18 protein-coding genes are annotated in these 18,954 nt (G+C 67.9%); 9 read left to right on the plus strand and 9 right to left on the minus strand.

Annotated features, from left to right (window positions below):
- Positions 1–139: 139 nt before the first annotated feature.
- A complete protein-coding gene (locus tag ABY42_RS12075; RefSeq protein WP_049905081.1) occupies positions 140–1,315 on the plus strand; it encodes a metal-dependent hydrolase family protein in 1,176 nt (391 codons plus the stop codon).
- Between the two features lie 7 nt (positions 1,316–1,322).
- Here the strand turns inward: ABY42_RS12075 and ABY42_RS12080 are convergent, their stop codons facing one another.
- A complete protein-coding gene (locus ABY42_RS12080; protein WP_050459610.1) occupies positions 1,323–1,967 on the minus strand; it encodes a GNAT family N-acetyltransferase in 645 nt (214 codons plus the stop codon).
- Positions 1,964–2,602: a GNAT family N-acetyltransferase gene (locus ABY42_RS12085; RefSeq protein ID WP_050459611.1), complete on the minus strand. Its 639-nt coding sequence runs from the start codon at positions 2,600–2,602 to the stop codon at positions 1,964–1,966. Before ABY42_RS12085 ends, ABY42_RS12080 begins: the two co-directional genes overlap by 4 nt.
- Before the next feature lie 198 nt (positions 2,603–2,800).
- On the opposite strand from ABY42_RS12085, the gene ABY42_RS12090 reads away from it, so the two are divergent.
- The 3 genes from ABY42_RS12090 to ABY42_RS12100 all read left to right on the plus strand — a co-directional run bounded on the left by ABY42_RS12090 (position 2,801) and on the right by ABY42_RS12100 (position 5,893).
- Complete coding sequence (locus ABY42_RS12090; RefSeq protein ID WP_050459612.1) at positions 2,801–3,193, plus strand: hypothetical protein; 393 nt, start codon at positions 2,801–2,803, stop codon at positions 3,191–3,193.
- 65 nt (positions 3,194–3,258) lie between these two features.
- Positions 3,259–4,722 carry a replication factor C large subunit gene (locus ABY42_RS12095; RefSeq protein WP_004975215.1) on the plus strand — a complete coding sequence of 488 codons (1,464 nt, stop codon included), beginning with the start codon at positions 3,259–3,261 and terminating at the stop codon, positions 4,720–4,722.
- 109 nt (positions 4,723–4,831) lie between these two features.
- Entirely contained in the window at positions 4,832–5,893 is a 1,062-nt protein-coding gene (locus ABY42_RS12100) for a zinc-binding dehydrogenase (protein WP_004975212.1), read from the plus strand.
- 37 nt (positions 5,894–5,930) lie between these two features.
- On the opposite strand, the gene ABY42_RS12105 is transcribed toward ABY42_RS12100, so the two are convergent.
- From ABY42_RS12105 to ABY42_RS12125, 5 genes are all read right to left on the minus strand, one after another.
- On the minus strand, positions 5,931–6,161 hold the full coding sequence (locus ABY42_RS12105; RefSeq protein WP_050459613.1) for a hypothetical protein: 231 nt from the start codon (positions 6,159–6,161) through the stop codon (positions 5,931–5,933).
- A 70-nt stretch (positions 6,162–6,231) separates the two neighbouring features.
- A complete protein-coding gene (locus tag ABY42_RS12110; protein ID WP_050459614.1) occupies positions 6,232–6,960 on the minus strand; it encodes an amino acid ABC transporter ATP-binding protein in 729 nt (242 codons plus the stop codon).
- Positions 6,957–7,790 (minus strand): amino acid ABC transporter permease, encoded by an 834-nt coding sequence (locus ABY42_RS12115; protein ID WP_050459615.1) that lies wholly within the window; start codon positions 7,788–7,790, stop codon positions 6,957–6,959. The genes ABY42_RS12110 and ABY42_RS12115 overlap by 4 nt, the downstream gene beginning before the upstream one ends.
- 49 nt (positions 7,791–7,839) lie before the next feature.
- Complete coding sequence (locus tag ABY42_RS12120) at positions 7,840–8,652, minus strand: basic amino acid ABC transporter substrate-binding protein (RefSeq protein ID WP_004975205.1); 813 nt, start codon at positions 8,650–8,652, stop codon at positions 7,840–7,842.
- Between the two features lie 265 nt (positions 8,653–8,917).
- Positions 8,918–9,709, minus strand: coding sequence for a COX15/CtaA family protein (locus tag ABY42_RS12125; RefSeq protein ID WP_193363460.1), 792 nt, complete (start codon positions 9,707–9,709; stop codon positions 8,918–8,920).
- A 222-nt stretch (positions 9,710–9,931) separates the two neighbouring features.
- On the opposite strand from ABY42_RS12125, the gene ABY42_RS12130 reads away from it, so the two are divergent.
- Entirely contained in the window at positions 9,932–11,038 is a 1,107-nt protein-coding gene (locus tag ABY42_RS12130) for a M24 family metallopeptidase (protein ID WP_050459616.1), read from the plus strand.
- 131 nt (positions 11,039–11,169) lie between these two features.
- A complete protein-coding gene (locus tag ABY42_RS12135) occupies positions 11,170–13,425 on the plus strand; it encodes an NADP-dependent malic enzyme (RefSeq protein ID WP_004975197.1) in 2,256 nt (751 codons plus the stop codon).
- A gap of 176 nt (positions 13,426–13,601) precedes the next feature.
- Here ABY42_RS12135 and ABY42_RS12140 read toward each other — a convergent pair whose 3' ends face one another.
- Both ABY42_RS12140 and ABY42_RS12145 read right to left on the minus strand, forming a co-directional pair.
- Positions 13,602–14,309, minus strand: coding sequence for a twin-arginine translocase subunit TatC (locus ABY42_RS12140; RefSeq protein ID WP_050459617.1), 708 nt, complete (start codon positions 14,307–14,309; stop codon positions 13,602–13,604).
- Between the two features lie 147 nt (positions 14,310–14,456).
- Positions 14,457–15,095 (minus strand): ribonuclease H family protein, encoded by a 639-nt coding sequence (locus tag ABY42_RS12145; protein WP_050459618.1) that lies wholly within the window; start codon positions 15,093–15,095, stop codon positions 14,457–14,459.
- 199 nt (positions 15,096–15,294) lie between these two features.
- Here ABY42_RS12145 and ABY42_RS12150 point away from each other — a divergent pair, with 199 nt between their 5' ends.
- From ABY42_RS12150 to ABY42_RS12160, 3 genes are read left to right on the plus strand one after another with little or no spacing between them, the layout of a single operon-like run.
- Complete coding sequence (locus tag ABY42_RS12150) at positions 15,295–16,881, plus strand: ABC transporter substrate-binding protein (RefSeq protein ID WP_004975189.1); 1,587 nt, start codon at positions 15,295–15,297, stop codon at positions 16,879–16,881.
- 3 nt (positions 16,882–16,884) lie between these two features.
- Positions 16,885–17,883, plus strand: coding sequence for an ABC transporter permease (locus ABY42_RS12155; protein ID WP_004975185.1), 999 nt, complete (start codon positions 16,885–16,887; stop codon positions 17,881–17,883).
- A gap of 6 nt (positions 17,884–17,889) precedes the next feature.
- A complete protein-coding gene (locus ABY42_RS12160) occupies positions 17,890–18,954 on the plus strand; it encodes an ABC transporter permease (protein WP_050459619.1) in 1,065 nt (354 codons plus the stop codon).

Genomic DNA, 18,954 nt, shown 5'->3' on the forward strand with positions numbered 1-18,954 from the left:
GTCTCGTGGCCGCCGTGAGAGGGCCTCTCGCGGTACGCGATGCCGATACGTGATGGCGGCGACGCGTCCAGCGACCGCCCGACGGCCATCGAATACCGGAGGGGTCACGTTCAAGTCTCGCCGTGCGATAGCGACGGGCATGTTACTTCGGGGCCCACGGGTGATTCGCGGCGACCGCGTCATCGACGAGGCGGACGTTCGAACCGACGCCGAGACGGGGCGAATCGAGGCCGTCGGCGACCTCGACCCCCGCGGGGACGAGCGAGTCGTCGACCTCGCCGGGAAGACGGTCACCCCCGGACTGGTGGACGCGCACGTCCACTTCTCCTTGTCGGGCGAGCGGAGCGTCGAGGACGTGGTCGGCATGTCCGACGCCGAACTCACGCTGGTCGAGGCGCGAAACGCTCGGAAGACGCTCGAAGCGGGCGTCACGGGCGCTCGCGTGATGGGCGCGCGAGACATCGACGTGGCGCTGAAACGCGCCATCGACGCCGGGGACGTGCCCGGTCCGCGGACGGTCGCCAACTGCCGGTCGATAACGATTACCGGCGGCCACGGCCACCACATGGGCCGCGAGATAGACGGGGCGACCGAGGCGCGAAAGGCCGTCAGAGAGCAGGTGAAACTGGGTGCCGACTTCATCAAGTTCATGACGACCGGTGGGGTGACGACGCCCGGCAGCGACCCCGGCGCGGTGGCGTTCACCGAGGAGGAGCTCCACGCGCTCGTGGACGAGGCCCACCGGCGGGGTGTCCACACCGCGACCCACGCCCACGGCGGGGAGGGCGTGAAAGCGGCCATCCGGGCCGGCGTCGACACGGTCGAACACGGGACGTTCCTCGACGACGAGGCAATCGACCTGTTCTTGGAGCGCGACGCGACGCTCGTGCCGACGCTCTCCGCGCCGTACCACATCGTCCGCAACACCGAGGCGGCGACGAAGGAGGACGTGGCGAAGACTGAGACCGTCTACGAGCGTCACATCGAGTCGTTCAAACTGGCCGCCGAGGCCGGCGTCCGCATCGCGGGCGGCACCGACGCGGGCACGCCGTTCAACTTCCACGGCGGCAACGCCTCCGAGGTCCAGTTCATGGCGCAACACGCGATGGAGCCGCTGGACGCCATCCGGGCGATGACCGAGACGGCCGCCGACGCGGTCGGGCTGGACGACTGCGGCGTCGTCGAACCCGGCGCGTACGCCGACCTGCTCGTCTTCGACGACGACCCGCTGTCGGACCTGACGGTGCTGAACGACCCGGCGGCGGTCCTGAAGGGCGGCCGCGTCGTCGCCGGCGCGGTCGCCGGCGGAGAATAAGTCGGGGTCAGCGAACGTCGTCGGGGTCGACGTCCCAGCGGAACTCGGCGTCGTAGTCGCCGCCGGTCGCGTCGAGCCAGTCCTCGCGGGAGACGCTGTAGCGGAGTTCGTCGGCTGGGTCGCCGTCGATGACGATGCTGTTTCGCTCGCGGCCGTCGAGGCCGCCGAGCGCCGCCGTGTACTTCTCGATGGCGCGCTGGGACTTTTCGTTGTCCGCGACGTGCGACACCGAGACGACGTCGAGGTCGAAGGCGTCGAACGCGAGCGCCGCCAGCGCCGCGGCGCGCTCGCCCGAGTAACCGCGGCCCCAGTGACGCGGCCGGAGCCACAGGCCGAGTTCGCCCACGCGGCGGTCCCACTCGGTGTGGAGGCCGCCGAACCCCGCAATCTCGCCCGCACCTTCCTCGCCCTCGCGCGGGATAATCGCGTAGTCGGCGCTCTCCGCGTCGGTCCAACTCGACTCCCCGCGGTCGAGAAAGTCCTTCGTCACCTTCGGCGTCTCGTGGCGCGACCACGGCATGTACCGCGTCACGTCGTCCATCTCGGGGGCCGAACACAGGTCGTAGGCCTCGTGGACGCCGACGTGCTTCGGGCGGCGGGCGACCAGTCGGAGCCGCGGCGTCTCGACGACTTCGGGAAAGAGCTCGCTCACTCGCGACCCTCCCAGCGGAACTCGGCGTCGTAGTCGCCGCCCGTCGCGTCTTCCCACTGTTCGCGGGTCACGGACCAGCCGCGAACGTCGCGCGGCGTCCTGTCGGCGTCGACGGTTTCGTTGGGGAACAGCCCGTCTTCCTGCCCGCCGAAGCGGTCGGTGTACTTCTCGATGGCTCGACACGACGCCTCGTTTTCGGGCATGGCGTACGCGAGCGCGACCTCGAGGTCGAGCACGTCGAAGACGGCGGCGAAGAACGCGGCCGCGCGCTCGCCCGAGTAGCCGCGGCCCCAGAACTCCTTTCGGAGCCACATGCCGAAGACGGCCCGGCGCTTGTCCCATTCGGGGTTGAAGCCGGCGGTGCCCGCGAACTCGCCCGCGCCGTCCTCGCCGTCGCGCGGGAAGACGGCGTAGATGGCGTTTTCGGCGGACTCGTGGCCCTCTTCGGCCTGTTCGAGGAAATCCAGCGTCTCCTTGGGCGTCTCGTGGGGACCCCACGTGACGAACTCGGTCTCCTCTTCGATGGTGTCCGACCGCGAGGCGGCGAAGTGTTCGTACGCGTCCAACGGGTCGACGACCTCCCGCGACAGGGCGCGGAGCCTGAGCCGCGGGGTCACGATTTCGTCGGGAAACATGGAACGGAGTCCACTCGGAGGGCGCTAATAAGTTTTCTGAACATTGACACGTGTCGGCACGGGACAGTGTCCGGCGAGCGGTCGCGACCAGCGGAGCAGTCGGATTCGAACACGTTCCGGTCGCACACACGTTCTCCCGCGCGAGAACGCGGAGATGCGTATTTGTGGCCGGAGCGCGTCTGACAGAAGGGAGTCGCTATGGACTGGGAGCGAACCGTCGGCGGCTACGCGCTCGTCATGGGAGCCGTGACGCTCGTCATCTGGGTGTTGACTGTCGAGCGCGGGCCGGTCATGGAACCGCGGACTGACCCGTTCGCGCTGTTCGCGTCGCTCGTGTTGGGCGGCCTGACCGGCGTGTCGCTTCTGGCGACGGGCGTCGGACTCGTTCGGAGCCAGCTGTGGGCGCGGCCGCTCAGCCTCGTCGCCTTCGGTCTGCTGTTCGCCGGCGTCATCGACAGCGCCGGCTACTACGCCGGTGTCGGACGAGTCGGCGTCGTCGTGGCGCTGTTCGTCGTCTGTCTCACCACGCTCGCGGCGCTCGGGTGGTCGCTCGTCGACGCCCGGAACCGGGCGCGGCGGGCGGCGTGGTGAGTCCGCGTCCGACCAGTGCGCGGCGCTCCGCAACCACTAAACGCGCCTCGGTCCTCCTTCCGGTAATGGTAGACTGGACGGAGAAGTACCGCCCATCGACGCTCTCCGAGGTCCGCGGCAACAACAAGGCCCGCGACGCCCTCGCGGAGTGGGCCAAGACGTGGGACGACCACCGGGAGGCCGTCGTCGTCCACGGGAGCCCGGGCATCGGAAAGACCTCCGCGGCCCACGCGCTCGCCGCCGACATGGGCTGGGAGACGGTCGAGCTGAACGCGTCGGACCAGCGGACCGGCGACGTCATCGAACGCTTCGCCGGCCGCGCCGCCAAGAACGCGACGCTCGCCGGTTCCTCCGCGGGCACGTCCACCCGGCAGTTGGTCATCCTCGACGAGGCTGACAACATCCACGGCAACTACGACCGCGGCGGGGCCAGCGCCGTCACCCGGCTCGTCAAGTCGTCGAGCCAGCCCATCGTCCTCATCGCAAACGAGTTCTACGACATGAGCCGCGGGCTTCGGAACGCCTGTCAGGAAATCGAGTTCCGCGACGTGTCCGCCCGCTCTATCGTCCCCGTCCTCCGCGACATCTGCCGCAAGGAGGGGCTGGCGTTCGAGTCCGACGCCCTCGACCGCATCGCCGAGATGAACAGCGGCGACCTGCGGTCGGCCGTCAACGACCTGCAGGCCATCGCCGAGGGCCGCGAGGAAATCACCGAGGAGGACGTGGTCATGGGCGACCGCGACCGCTCCGTCGGCCTGTTCGAGTTCCTCGACGCCGTCCTCAAAGAAAAGTCCGCACAGGAGGCGCTCTACACCGCCTACGACGTGGACGAGACGCCCGACGACCTCACGAAGTGGGTCGAGGACAAGGTCTCGCTCGTCTACGAACCCGACGAACTCGCCCGCGCCTACGACTTCCTCGCCAACGCCGACCGCTGGCTCGGCCGCGTGCGCGCCACGCAGAACTACTCCTACTGGCGCTACGCGACCGACAACCTCGCCGCCGGCGTCGCGGCCTCCCGCGACCGGACCCGCGGCGGGTGGACGCGTTACGGCGGCGCGCCCTACCGCTCGACCCGCGACAAGACCCGCGACACCGTCGTCCGGAAAATCGCGGAACAGGGCGGCTTCAGCATGGCGACCGCCCGCCGCGAGGTCCTCCCGTACCTCTCGGCTATCACCCACCACTGCAAGCCCCGCGAGCTGACCGTCGCCATGGCCGCCTACTACGAGTTCGACGAGTCCCACGTCTCTTTCGTCACCGGGAGCGGCGAGACAACGAACAAGGTCCAGTCCATCGTCGAGGACGCCGGCGAACTCCGCGAGGAACTGGTCGAAGCACACGCCGGCGGCGCGTTCGCCGGGATGGAGGACGTGGCCATCGAGGGCGACGCCGCGGCCGCCGACGGCGATGGTGGCGGCTCCGACGACGTGCTCGACCGGGACGCCGACGCCGACGAGTCGACCGAGAGCGACGAGTCCGACGCCTCGACCGACGACGGGCAGTCCGGCCTCGACGACTTCTTCTGAGGGACTGTTCGCCGCGTCCGCGCGCGATTCCGCCGCGTTTCCACCGCTTCCCGCCGCCCGAGATTGACGCCACGCGGAGCTTTTTGGGGCCGCCCGACGAACCGCGCGTATGAGAGCCGCAGTCCTCCGCGAACACGGTGAACCGCTCGACGTGACCGAAGTCCCCGACCCGACGTGCGACCCCGACGGCGTCGTCGTCGAGGTCGAGGCCTGCGGCATCTGCCGGAGCGACTGGCACTCGTGGATGGGCCACGGCGAGTGGGCAAACGACGCGGTTCCGTCCGGACAGATTCTCGGCCACGAGCCCGCGGGCCGCGTCGTCGAAGTCGGCGAGCGCGTCGAGACAATTGCGGAGGGCGACCGCGTCGCCTTGCCGTTCAACCTCGCGTGCGGTTCGTGCGGCTACTGTCGGACCGGCCACGGAAACGTCTGCACGGGCGACCACCCCAACGCCCTCGGCTTCGAACTCTCCGCGCAGGGCGCATTCGCCGACTTGGTGCATCTCCCCTCCGCCGATTACAACGCGATTCGGCTCCCCGAGGGCGTCTCGCCGACCGACGTGGCCGCGCTCGGCTGCCGGTTCATGACGGCCTACAACGCCCTCGACGCCCGCGCCGGTCTCCGCGCGGGGCAGTGGGTCGCCGTCCACGGTTGTGGCGGCGTCGGCCTCTCTGCGATTCAGGTGGCGAACGTCCTCGGCGCGCGGGTCGTCGCCGTCGACGTGCGCGACTCCGCGCTGGACGCGGCCGCCGACCTCGGTGCGGACGCCGTCGTCAACGGCTCCACGGAGGACCCGGTCGAAGCCATCCGGGGGCTGACCGACGGCGGGGCGCACGTCTCGCTCGACGCGCTCGGCGTCGCGGAGACCTGTCGGAACTCGGTCCGGTCGGTCCGGCCGCGGGGCTCGCACGTGCAGGTCGGGCTGACGACCGAGGCCGAAAAGGGGAACGTGTCGCTGCCGACCGACTGGATGACGAGACACGAGGTGTCGTTCCTCGGCGCGCGCGGGATGCCGCCGACGAGTGCGGACGACCTGCTCTCGCTGCTCGCGTCGGACGCGGTCGACCCCGGGTCGCTCGTGACGAAGACCGTCTCGCTCGACGAGGTTCCCGAGCGGCTGGCCGCGATGACCGACTACGACACCGTCGGCGTCGAAGTGATGGTTCCGTAAAACAGGGCTGTCGTCGGTTCGGACGCTCGGTGCCGGCTCAGGGCGTCGGCGTCGGCGCTCGACGTTCTTCGGTCGCCTCGTCGTCCAGTCCGCGCCAGACGACCTCGCCGCAGTCCGGGCAGTCGAGTCGGACCGTCCGGCCGTCGCGCACCTGTTCGGGCCACTCGTCGATACCGGCGGCGCGACCACAGGTCTGACAGAAGAGGACGGCCTTGGTGTGTTCGCAATCGGGCGGTTCGTGACTGAATTCGCGGGGAGCGTAGTTCATGCCGCAGCAAGCGGCGTTTCGGGGGATAAGCTTGTTGGAAGAATCCGGGTGTGTGCCCGGCTACCCCGGCTCAGAGCAGTTTCGAGAGGAACTGCTTGCCGCGGTCGGTCTTCGGGTTCTCGAAGAACACCTCGGGCGGCGAGTCCTCGACGACTTTGCCGTCGGCCATGAGGACGATGCGGTCGCCGACCTCGCGGGCGAAGCCCATCTCGTGGGTGACGACGAGCATCGTCATGCCCTCCTCGGCGAGGTCGTGCATCACGTCGAGCACCTCCCCGACGAGTTCGGGGTCGAGCGCGCTCGTGACCTCGTCGAACAGCATCACGTGCGGGTCCATCGCGAGCGCGCGGGCGATGGCGACGCGCTGTTGCTGGCCGCCGGAGAGTTGGTTCGGGTAGGAGTTCGACTGCGCGCGGAGGCCGACGCGGTCGAGCAGTTCGTCGGCGCGGCGCTCGGCGTCGCCTTTCTTGAGACCCTTGACCTTCGTCGGGGCGAGCGTCACGTTCTCCCGCGCCGTCTTGTGCGGAAAGAGGTTGAAGCTCTGGAACACCATGCCGATGCGCTGGCGCAGGCGGTTGATGTCCGCGTCCTCCGCGGAGATGGACTGGCCTTCGAGGCGAATCTCGCCGTCCTGAATCTCTTCGAGGCGGTTCGCACAGCGAAGCAGCGTCGATTTCCCGGACCCCGAGGGGCCGATGATGACGCACACTTCGCCCTCTTCGACGTCGAGGTCGACGTCTTTCAGGACGTGTGTGTCGCCGAAGTACTTGTCAATCTCGTCGAATTCGAGGAGACTCATCGGCGGTCACCTCCCCAGTCGGCGCGGGCCTCGAGGTGGTTGACGATTTTGCCGAGCGGAATCGTAATCATGAGATAGGCGATGGCGACGAGGATGATGGGCGTCCACGGGTCGAACGTGGTCGAGTTGACGTTGCGGAACGCGCTGATGAGTTCCGGGATGGCGATGACCGTCAGAAGCGACGTGTCCTTCACGAGGATGACCTGGTCGTTACCGATTGCGGCGAGCGCGTTACGCCACGCCTGCGGGAGGACGACCTCGCGCATGCCCTGCACGTAGGACATCCCGAGCGAGCGGGCGGCCTCCATCTGTCCCTCCGGGACGGCGTCGATGCCGCCGCGGACGGCCTCGCCGACGTAGGCGGCGTGGTTGAGCGTCAGTCCGATGATGGCCGTGGGGTACCCCCAATCTGAGATGGGGAACTGCCCCGGCGGCCAGAACGCCGGAATCCCGACGTAGATGACGAGCAGCTGGAACAGAAGGGGCGTGCCCCGGAAGAACTCGACGTAGGCGGTCGCAACGGAGTTCGTGAACTTCGTGTTCGACACCCGACCGAGTCCGACGAAGACGCCCGCGGTGACGGACAGCAGGCTCCCCACGAGGACGATGCCGAGCACTCGCAGGAACGCGTTGACGAACTGCGGGTGGATAATCTCCACGAAGAGTTCGAAATCGACCTGCGTGAAGATAATCGCCGCGATGAACCCGCCGACTCCGAGCGTGAATAGTCCCGCGACAGCCGCCCCCAGTCGCCTGAGCGTTTTGTCGTTCAAAAACTGCTCTTGGTACTCACCGTCGCCGGTTCGCCCCTCGGAGTAAGATTCAGCCATTGGTAGTGTTTCTCACGGTAGTGGGATAAAAAACGCGTCCTGGTTCGGGTTACCCGGAGAAGTACTCCGAGTAAATCTCGTCGTACGTCCCGTTGTCGCGGATGGTCTGGAGCGCGCCGTTGACCTCCTCGCGGAGGTCGTCGTCGTCCTGCCGGAAGCCGATACCGTACTCCTCGACGGTGAGGGTGAGGTACGGCGGGGCGTTCTCCTTGCCCTGTTCTTCGGCGGCGCCGGCTCCCTCGAGGAACCGGACGTTGTCGCTCTGCTCGACGAACGCGGCGTTGACGGTGTTGTCGTTGACGACCGCGCTGACCTGGTTGTTCCGGAGCGCGTCGAACGCGCCGGTCACCTGGTCGTAGCTCTGAATCGTCAGGTCGCCGCCGAACTCCTCTTTGAGGCTGGTCGCGGCGCTCTCGCCGGTCGTCCCCTTCTGGACGCCGACGGTGACGCCCCGGAGGTCCTCCTTCGAGGAGATGTCGCTCTGGTTGAGGACGATGACCGTCTGGTACGCCGTGAAGTACGGGTCCGAGAAGTCGATCTGCTCGGCGCGGTCCTCGGTGATGGTCATCGCGGACATGATGACGCGGAAGTTCCCGTTGTTGAGCGAGGGGATGATGCTGTCGAAGCTCGTCTTCTGGAACTCGTGTTCGTAGCCGAGTTCGTCGGTGAAGACGGCCTGCGCGATGTCGACGTCGAAGCCGACGAGTTCGCCCTCGGTCGTCTCGTACTCGAACGGCCGGTACGGGATGTCCGAGCCGATGGTAATCGTCTCGCTACCGCTGCCGCCGCCGCCGAGACAGCCGGCCAGCGTGAACGCGGCCGCGGCCCCGGCGGAGCCCTTCAGAAAGGTGCGACGTTCCATAACAGCCCTCAGGTAGCACAGCCCCGTATAACACTTCTTCGGTCCGTTCGTCAATTCGTTCCGATATTGACGAAAAATATCCGGGAATTGTGTAGATGGGTGGGATATATCTCCAACCGCGAAACGTCGTCACCCCTTCGTTGGTCTCGGATTGTCGTACAACTTCTGGCAATACTGTTGTAAATATTGCCGCGATTAGTACGAGTATTGAAGGCATCTCCGACACCCGGGCGAGCGCACGACAGATCTGGTTGCGGTCCGCTCGTCAGTCCGCGTCGTTCGTCGCGCCGGCCTGCGGTACCGGAAGCCCGCCGCGGACGAGCACCGCCGCGCCGACGACGAGGACGAGCGCGAGGACCGTCCCGCCGAGGTGGGCGAGTTCGAGCGCCGGGCCGTACACCTGCCGGCCGGCGATGAGGAGCGCGACGACCACGACGCTCGCGGGCGCGGTGACAAACCTGAGTCGGCCGTAGGCGTCCGCCCGCGGGCCGTGGGCGGCGTTCGCCCAGAGAGTGACCGCGAGGAGCGCGGCGTAGGTGGCGAGGCCGACGACGTAGTAGACTGCTTGCGTCGTCGGGCCGAAGGAGACGAACGCGTGGGGCGCGAGGACGAGCATGACGGGCGCGCCGACGAGCGCCAGTCTCACCGCGTCGGCGATGCGGGGGATACCGCGGTCGACGAGCCCCCACGCCGCGGCGGCGACGACGGCGGTGAAGATGGAGGTCGCGACCACGTAGTGGGCGGTAAGGATGACCCACTCGTACTCGGTGACGGTGAGCGCCCCGAGGACGATCTGGAACGGGAGGATGACCGTGGCGACGACGAGCGCGTAGCGGACGCCTTTCGCGACGCCCTCGCGCCACGCCTGCACGGTCGTCCCGAGGATGAGGAAGCCGGTGAGCATGGCGACGAGGCGGTGGAACCACTCGATGAAGCTGCCCCAGTTGGCCGGGAACAGGCCGAGGAAGCCGTCGCAGAACGGCCAGCGCCCGGCGCAGGTGAGGCCGGCCCCCGAGGCGGCGGTGTACACGCCGAGGACCATCAGGACGCCGGTCATCGCGGCGGCCCCCGCGAGGAGGCGGCGAAGCCGAGGTGTCATACGCGTGGCTCGGGACCGCGCGAACTTATATCTCGTCGGTATGGTCCTCGAAGGCGTCGCCCCGGAGCGCCGCCCCGTGGCTGGCACCGGTCGGAACCGGTCGGCTCCGGACGCCCCGACGGGCTTCGTCCCACTTGTCCGAGCCGTCCCATTCAAGTCGGTTCGGTTGGACGCGCGAACATGGACGAGCGACTCGAATCCCGAGTGGACCGACTCGATGGCTACCTCGACGACAACGGCCTCGAAGCGGTCTGGTTCGCCCGACCGAACTCCTTCGCGTGGCTCCTCGGCGGCGACAACGTCGTCGACCGCGACTCGCCTTTGGGCGTCGCCGCCGCCGGCTACGACGGCGACGAGTTCCACGTCGTGACGGACAACATCGAAGCGACCCGGCTGCTCCACGAGGAAGTGCCCCACGAGGACGTTCGCGTCCACCGCTTCCAGTGGTACGAGGGCTCGCTGGCGTCCGGCGTCGAGGCGGTCTCGCCGACCCCCGCCGCCGCCGACTTCGACGTGCCCGGCTTCGAGGACGTGGACGCCGCGGCCGTCCGCCAGCCGCTTTCCGACGCCGACATCGAGGCCTACCGCGAACTCGGCCGCGACGCGGCGAGCGCCGTCGAGCGGGTCTGTCGCGAACTCGAACCGGGCGACACGGAACACGAGGTCGCCTCCGGTCTGAAAGTCACGCTCAGCGCGATGGGTATCGAAGCGCCGGTCGTGCTCGTCGGCAGCGGGCGGCGGGTCCAGAAGTACCGCCACTACACGCCCAAACAGGAGGAGCTCGGCGACTACGCGCTCGTCTCCGTGACGGCCCAGCGCGGCGGCCTCTACGCGAGTTGCACGCGCACCATCGCGTTCGACGCGCCCGAGTGGCTCGAAACCCGGCACGAGGGGGCGATGCGGGTCGAGACGGAGGCGCTGGCCGCGACCCGAAAGGCCGCCGTGGAAGGCGGCACCGCCGGCGACGTGTTCGACGCCATCCGTGACGCCTACGACTCGGTCGGCGAGTCCGAGGAGTGGCTGAACCACCACCAGGGCGGCGCGGCCGGGTTCGCCGGCCGCGAGTGGTTCGCCACGCCCGACGCCGACGACGAGGTCCGCGCACCGATGGGTTACGCCTACAACCCGACCATTCAGGGGGCGAAAAGCGAGGACACGGCGCTCGTCACCGACGAGGGCGTCGAAGTGCTGACCGCGACCGGTCGCTGGCCGACCCGGACCGTGACCGACGCCGAGGGGACCGTCGAACTCGAACGCCCGGAAATTCTTCACATCGAAACGGAGTAATTTTTCGAGCGGAGCGGCGTCGATTCGCCGTCCCGACCTCGCCGCCGTCCGGTGAGGATTCGACTATTGTCGAAGTCAAAATTCGACGTTGTTGAATAGCTTTTTGCCCCCTGCGTGAGGACGTGTGGGTCATGGGACTGGACGACGACTCACGGGAATATCACAGACAAGACCCGCCCGGAAAAATCGAGATTGCGACGACGAAGCCGACGAACACGCAGCGCGACCTGAGCCTGGCGTATTCGCCGGGCGTGGCCGCGCCGTGTCTCGACATCGCGGAGGACGAAGACGCCGCCTACGAGTACACGGCGAAGGGCAACCTCGTCGGCGTCGTCTCGAACGGCTCCGCCGTCCTCGGGCTGGGGGACATCGGGGCGCAGGCGTCGAAGCCGGTGATGGAGGGCAAGGGCGTGCTGTTCAAGCGCTTCGCCGACATCGACGTGTTCGACGTCGAACTCGACATCGCCGACGTGGACGACTTCGTGGCGGCGACGAAGGCCATGGAGCCGACGTTCGGCGGCATCAATCTGGAGGACATCAAGGCCCCGGAGTGCTTCGAAATCGAACGACAGCTCCGTGAACAGATGGACATCCCCGTGTTCCACGACGACCAGCACGGCACGGCCATCATCTCCGGTGCGGCGCTTCTGAACGCCGCCGACATCGTGGACAAGGACCTCGACGACCTCGACATCGTCTTCTCCGGCGCGGGCGCGTCCGCGCTCGCGACGGCGCGGTTCTACGTCTCCCTCGGCGCGAAAAAGGAGAACATCACGATGTGCGACTCCTCGGGAATCATCACCGAGTCGCGCGTCGAAGCGGGCGACGTCAACAAGTACAAAGCCGAGTTCGCCAAGCCGGTCGACGAGGGCTCGCTCTCCGACGCCATGGAGGGTGCGGACGTTCTCGCGGGGCTCTCGGTCGGCGGCGTCGTCAGCCAGGAGATGGTGCGGTCGATGGCCGACAACCCCGTCATCTTCGCGATGGCCAACCCGGACCCCGAAATCACCTACGAGGACGCGAAAGAGGCCCGCGAGGACACCGTCATCATGGCGACCGGGCGCTCCGACTACCCGAACCAAGTCAACAACGTCCTCGGGTTCCCCTTCATCTTCCGCGGCGCGCTCGACGTGCGCGCGACCGAGATTAACGAGGCGATGAAGCGCGCGGCCGCCGAGGCGCTCGCCGAACTCGCCCGACAGGACGTGCCAGACGCGGTCGTGAAGGCCTACGGCGACCACCCGCTCCAGTTCGGTGCCGACTACGTCATTCCCAAGCCGCTCGACCCCCGCGTGCTGTTCGAAGTCGCACCCGCGGTCGCGCAGGCGGCGATGACCTCCGGCGCGGCTCGCAAGCGCCTCGACATGAACGCGTACCGCGAGCGCCTCGAAGCCCGGCTCGGGAAGTCCCGCGAGATGATGCGCGTCGTCCTCAACAAGGCGAAGTCGAACCCCAAGCGGGTCGCCCTCGCCGAGGGCTCCAACGAGAAGATGATTCGCGCCGCCTACCAGATGCAGGAGGAGGGCATCGCCGAGCCCATCCTCGTCGGGAAGACGACGACGATTCTGCGCAAGGCGGAGGAGTTGGGCCTCGACTTCGACCCGACCATCGCCAATCCCCGCGACGGCGAGTGGGACCACTACGTCGACCGCCTCTACGAGCTTCGCCAGCGCAAGGGAATCACGAAGTCCGAAGCGGAGGAACTCGTCCGCCGCGACTCGAACTACTTCGCCAGCGTCATGGTCGAGGTCGGCGACGCGGACGCGATGCTGACGGGGCTGACCCACCACTACCCCTCGGCGCTCCGCCCGCCGCTGCAGATTATCGGCACGGCCGACGACGCCAACTACGCGGCCGGCGTCTACATGATGACGTTCAAGAACCGCGTCGTCTTCTGCGCCGACACGACGGTCAACCTCGACCCCGACGAGGAGATTCTCGCGGAGATTACGAAGCACACGGCGGAGCTGGCCCGCCAGTTCAACGTCGAACCCCGCGCGGCGCTGCTCTCGTACTCCAACTTCGGGAGCGTCACCAACGAGGGGACGCGCAAGCCCCGCGACGCCGCGGCGCTCCTGCAGGACGACCCCGCCGTTGACTTCCCGGTCGACGGCGAGATGCAGGCCGACACCGCCCTCGTCGAGGACATCCTCGAAGGCACCTACGACTTCGCGGAGCTCGACGACCCCGCGAACCTGCTCGTCTTCCCGAACCTCGAAGCGGGTAACATCGGTTACAAGCTCCTCCAGCGCCTCGGCGGCGCGGAGGCCATCGGTCCGATGCTCGTCGGCATGGACAAGCCGGTCCACGTCCTCCAGCGCGGCGACGAAGTCAAAGACATCGTCAATCTGGCGGCGACGGCGGTCGTGGACGCGCAGGAAGAGTAACGGACCCGAGCGAAGCGAGGGATTTTTTGGTCCAGCTTTTTCCGGGGAGGGTGAGCGGAGCGAACCCGAACCGAAAAAAGCTGGTCGTTCGAGCTGGCGGCGACGGCGGTCGTGGACGCGCAGGAAGAAGAGTAACGTAACGCGCAGTCGGTCTTCGGATTTTTTCGGCGAGTCGCTCACCCGAACTCGACCCACGCGACGGCGACGCCCAGTCCGACCGCGGGCGGGGCCGCGTAGAGCGCGAACGTCGTCGAGTCCGGCGGCGAGAAACACGCGGCGAAGGCGACGAGACAGAGGAGCGACAGCCCTCTCGTCCCGCCGGCGAGTCGACGAGAGAGCGCGCCGGCGCGGCGTAATCCGAGCAAGAGCGGAGCGACGGCCGCGCCGCCGCCGACCGCGGCCGGGAAGAACAGTTCGAGTTCGAGCGCCGACTGGCGGGAGTCGGCCGTAACGCGGCCCCACTCGACCAGGAGGTCGAAGAGCGCGGGCGCGACCTGACGTGCGGCGGCGGTTCCGACGAGGAACCCCGCGGCGGCGAGCGCGAACCAGCCCCACGCGGCGCGGATATCGACTGCGGGGTCGCGGTCGGCGAGAAACACGAGCGAAGCGCCGGCGGCGAGGAGGCCGGCGAGCACGCCCAGTTCGAGGCGAACGAGCAAGGCCGGGCCGCCGGCGGTAACGACATCCGTCGAAACACCGGCGGCCGGTGAGACGCCGGCGGTCGGCGACAGGATTCCGGGGTCGCGGACGGCGGCGAAGACGAAACCGACCGTCGAGAGGCCGATGGCGACGAGTCGGCGTGCGTGGCGTCTCGCGGCCGCGCCGAGCGGCGAGAGTCCGCGTCGCCGCGGGTCGAACGTGTCGACGGTCTCCGCGGAGTCCATGCGATAGCGTCGTCGCTCCTCGTTGTCAACTTTTTGACGGAGTAGTGACCGGCCGTCGGCGAGGCGACGGCCCGATGAGACGGCTCGCGCTCGGCGGCCCACCCGACGGAGGCGGGGGCGAACGCGGTCGTCGTCGACGCCTCGCGCTCAGTCGCTCGCGCGTCCCTCGAACCGCGAGGGCGGGAGATAGCTCACGTCCGTGCCGGAGTCCGTGTCGAACTCCGGCGGGTCGGGGAGCACGCAGCGGTCGGGCCGCCGGTTGACGTGTTCGTACTCCCCCGGCGCGTTCGCCAGCGGGTGCGCGGGGTTCTCGCGGCTGTCGATTCGCGCGGCGCGAAGCTCTTTGAACCCGGCGATGCGGGCCTGAATCCCCCGCCAGTGGTGTTCGCTGCCGGCGGGAACGACGATGCGCTTCGGCGACTTCCAGTCGGGATGGTCGCCGGCGAGCACCGCGTTGTTGACGTTCGCGGCGAGGTCGTCGTGGTCGACGAGGACGCCGACGCGAGCGCCCGGCGGCGCGCGATTGGCGAGCACGTCCAGTCCGAGGTGGAGCGCGCGATACTCCGAGACGTTGTTGTCCGGCGGCACGTCTGGGAGCGCGATACGGGCGACTCGCTCGCCGTCGCGGGTCTCTATCACCGCACCGAGTCCGCCGCCGTTCGGGCGGTACGACCCGTCCGTCGCGACGTAGAAGTGTCGTTGGTGCGTGCGCGGCGGGTGTGCGATGTGAGGCGTCGGCGACTCGTCGAACAAGTCCCGAAGTGTGGGACGGCCGGTCACGGCCATACGAATCGTTCGGCGATAGTCCCTAATAAACGTACCCCGTGTTCGGGGGGTGATGACTCGGGAGCATAACTGCGCACAATATATGAGCAGAACGCTATGCAGGGGCTGAATCACAGGCAATGGATATAAGAACGACCGACGCAATCTACCTTCGATGGCTGATACCAATTCACACATTAGTCGACGGTCGTACATTAAGTTGGCAGGCGGCGCGGCGGCGTCGGCGGCGCTCGCGGGCTGTTCCGGCGGCGGCGGCGAGGAGACCGAGACCACCGAAACGACGACGACCGGCGGCGAGGAGACCGAGACCACCGAAACGACGACGACCGAGGACAGCGGCTCGTTCGACGTGACCATCACGCAGGGCCAGATGCCCTCCGGCCTCGACCCGCACGACCACCGCGAGACGACGACCGACATCGTCGTCCTCCACGCGTACGAGGGCGTCCTGACCCGCGACGCGGCGGGGTCGATTCAGACCGCGCTGGGGACGAACTACGAGCGCATCGACGGGGAGAACGCGGTCCGGTTCGACCTCCGCGAGGACGTCACGTTCCACAACGGCGACGAACTCACCCCCGAGGACGTCGCGTACAGCATCAACCGCGTCGTCGACGAAGAGGTGAGCTTCGCCAGTCCGCAGAGCGACCAACTCGCCGGCGTCGCCGGCGCGGAAGTCATCGAGGGCGAGAACGCCGTCAAGGTCAACAACTCCTCGCTCAACCCCATCGTGTTCTCCGAGTTCGCGACCTACCTCGACGTGATGCAGCAGTCGTGGGTCGAGGAGAACGACAAGGCGTACATCGGTCAGAACATGAACGGTACCGGACCGTTCCAACTCGATTCGTACACCGAAGACGAGGAGGTCGTCCTCACGGCGTACGAGGACTACTGGCAGGAGCCCGCGGCGGTCGACACCCTCACCTTCCGCGCGGCGTCCGAGGCCAGCACTCGCGTCAACCAACTCCTGCAGGGCGAGACCGACCTCATCGTCAACGTCCCGCCCCAGGAGGTCCAGCGCGTCACCAACTCCGACAACGCGCGCGTCGCCGCGGCCCCGTCGACCCGCATCATCTACAACGGGATGCGCTACGACGTCGAACCGTTCGACTCGGTCGAGTTCCGGCAGGCGATGAACTACGCCATCGACCTCGAGAGCATCGTCCAGAACGTCCTCGGCGGCTTCGGCGCGCAGACGGGCCAGCCGACGCTCCCCGAGTTCGTCGGCCACAACCCCGACCTCGACCCGTACCCGTACGACCCGGACCAGGCGGAGCAGTTGGTCGAAGAGTCCGGCTACGCCGGCGCGGAGATCGAACTCAACACGCCGGTCGGCCGCTACCTGAAGGACCTCGAAATCGCGCAGGCGGTCGCGGGCTACATCGACGAGCTACCGAACGTCACGGCGACGGTTCGCCAGCGCGACTTCGGGTCGCTCGTGGACGAACTGCTCGCGGGCAGCATCGAGGCCCGCCCGCCGTGGTTCCTCATCGGCTGGGGCGAGGCGACGTTCGACGGCGGCCTCGTCATGGAGGCGCTTCTCGCCTCCGACGGGACGCTCACGACGTGGCAAAACGAGGAGTTCGACGCGCTGCTCGAACAGGCCGGCAACCAGTCCGGCGAGGAGCGCGAGGCGACCCTCCAGGAGGCGAACGCGATGGCCCACGAGCAGTGCCCGTGGATATTCCTGAACCAGCAGTACAGCGTCTACGGCGTCAACGACGCCATCGCCTGGGAGGCCCGCTCCGACGAGCGCATCGACGCGTACGCGATGAGCCAGCAGTAGTCGATGTCGCTGTCGAGGTTCCTCATCAAACGCTCGCTCCAGGGGCTGTTCGTCATCTGGGGGGTCATTACGGTCGTCTTCGGCCTCCGGTTCATCTCGCCGGGGGACCCGGCGAACGTGCTGTTACCGCCCGACGTCGACCCGGAGGTAAGGGCGCAGGTCATCGCCGAACTCGGGCTGAACGAGCCCCTGTACGTGCAGTACTGGCAGTTCGTCTCGGGCATCCCGTTCGGCGACCTCGGCCTGTCGCTCGTGACCCGAACGCCGGTCGCGGCGCGCGTCGTCGCGAAGCTCCCGGCGACGCTGGAACTCGCCATCGCGGCGACCGTCGTCGCCGTCGTCATCGCGATTCCGCTCGGCGTCCTGTCGGCCACGCGGCGTCACCAGCCCGCGGACTACGGCGCGACCGTGTTCTCACTGGTCGGCATCAGCACGCCCAACTTCTGGCTCGGGGTGATGCTCATCCTCGTGCTCGCGGTCCAGTTGAACCTGTTCCCGACGAGCCAGCGCCCCATCGGCCTCGACGGCATCGCGATGCTTCTCGTCGGCGGTGAGGCGGGCGCGGCGATACGTGGCTTCGTGACGTGGCTGTGGCACATCACACTGCCAGCAATCACGCTCGGGACCTACTTCACCGCGCTCATCACGCGACTCACCCGCAGCGGGATGCTCGACCAGCTCGGGCAGACGTACGTCCGCGCGTCGCGGGCGAAGGGGCTCCCGGAGACCCTGGTCCGCTACAAACACGCGCTTCGGAACACGCTCATTCCGGTCATCACCGTCATCGGCCTCCAGCTCGGCACGCTCATCGGCGGGGCCGTCATCACGGAGGCCGTCTTCGCGTGGCCGGGGCTCGGGACGCTCATCATCAACAGCATCAACGCCCGCGACTGGCCGGTCTTACAGGGCTCGCTCATCGTCGTCGCGGTCGGGTTCGTCCTCGTGAACATCCTCGTCGACGCCCTGTACGCCTACGTCAACCCGCAGGTGGCCTACGATTAACGCTCTATGATATCGGAACGCACACGCAGAAACCTTCGTCGGGAACTCAGACGGAGTCTCCTCGCGAAGCTCGGCATCGTCGTCGTCATCCTCATGGTGGCGATGGCCGTCTTCGCCCCGTTTATCTCCCCGTATAGCCCGTCTCAACAGAATCTCGATAACTCCCGACAGCCGCCGCTCGGCTTCAGCACCAAAGAGACGAAAGAGGTGACGAAGATGGAAGACGGGAGCGTCGTCATCGAGGACGGCCAGGTCGTCACCGAGACGCAGACCGTCTACACGAACGCGACGGCCGCCCATCCGCTCGGCACCGACGGCAATGGGCGGGACATCCTCTCGCGCATCATCTACGGCGCGAGAACGTCCATCCTCGTCGGGTTGTTCGGCACGTCGCTCGCGGCGCTCATCGGCGTCCTCGTCGGGCTGTCAGCGGGGTTCTACCGCGGTCGCGTGGACGACCTCCTGATGCGGAGCGCGGACATCATGCTCGCGTTCCCCTCGCTCGTGCTCGCGATCGCCCTCGTCGGCGTCTGGGGGCAGGCCCAAGCGCCCATCCCCGACCCCTTCGTCGCCACCGGACTCGCCCCGGCGTTCCGCTCGGCGGTCGGGTTATCGACGGGAATGCCCGAGACGGTCGTCCTCCCGGGGACGGTCATCGTCGTCGTCGCGCTCGTCAACTGGGTGTGGTTCGCCCGCGTCGCCCGCGGCGAAGCGCTCTCCATCCGCGAGGAGGAGTACGTGAAGGCCGCGAAGGCCCTCGGCGCGAGCGACGGGCGGACGATGCTCAGACACGTCCTTCCCAACGCCATCACGCCCATCCTCGTGTTGGCGACGATTCAGGTGGCCGCCATCATCCTGCTCGAATCGGCGCTGTCGTTCCTCGGCTTCTCCGGCGCCGACGTGTCGTGGGGCTTCGACATCGCCCTCGGCCGGCAGTACCAGTCCACCGCGTGGTGGATTTCGACGATGCCCGGCCTCGCCATCGTGGTGACGGTCATCGGGCTGAACCTCGTCGGCGACTGGCTCAGAGACGCGCTCGACCCCGGCATCGAAGGGGAGGGGGGCGTCTGA

It is taken from the genome of Haloferax gibbonsii (assembly GCF_001190965.1).
Classification (GTDB): domain Archaea; phylum Halobacteriota; class Halobacteria; order Halobacteriales; family Haloferacaceae; genus Haloferax; species Haloferax gibbonsii.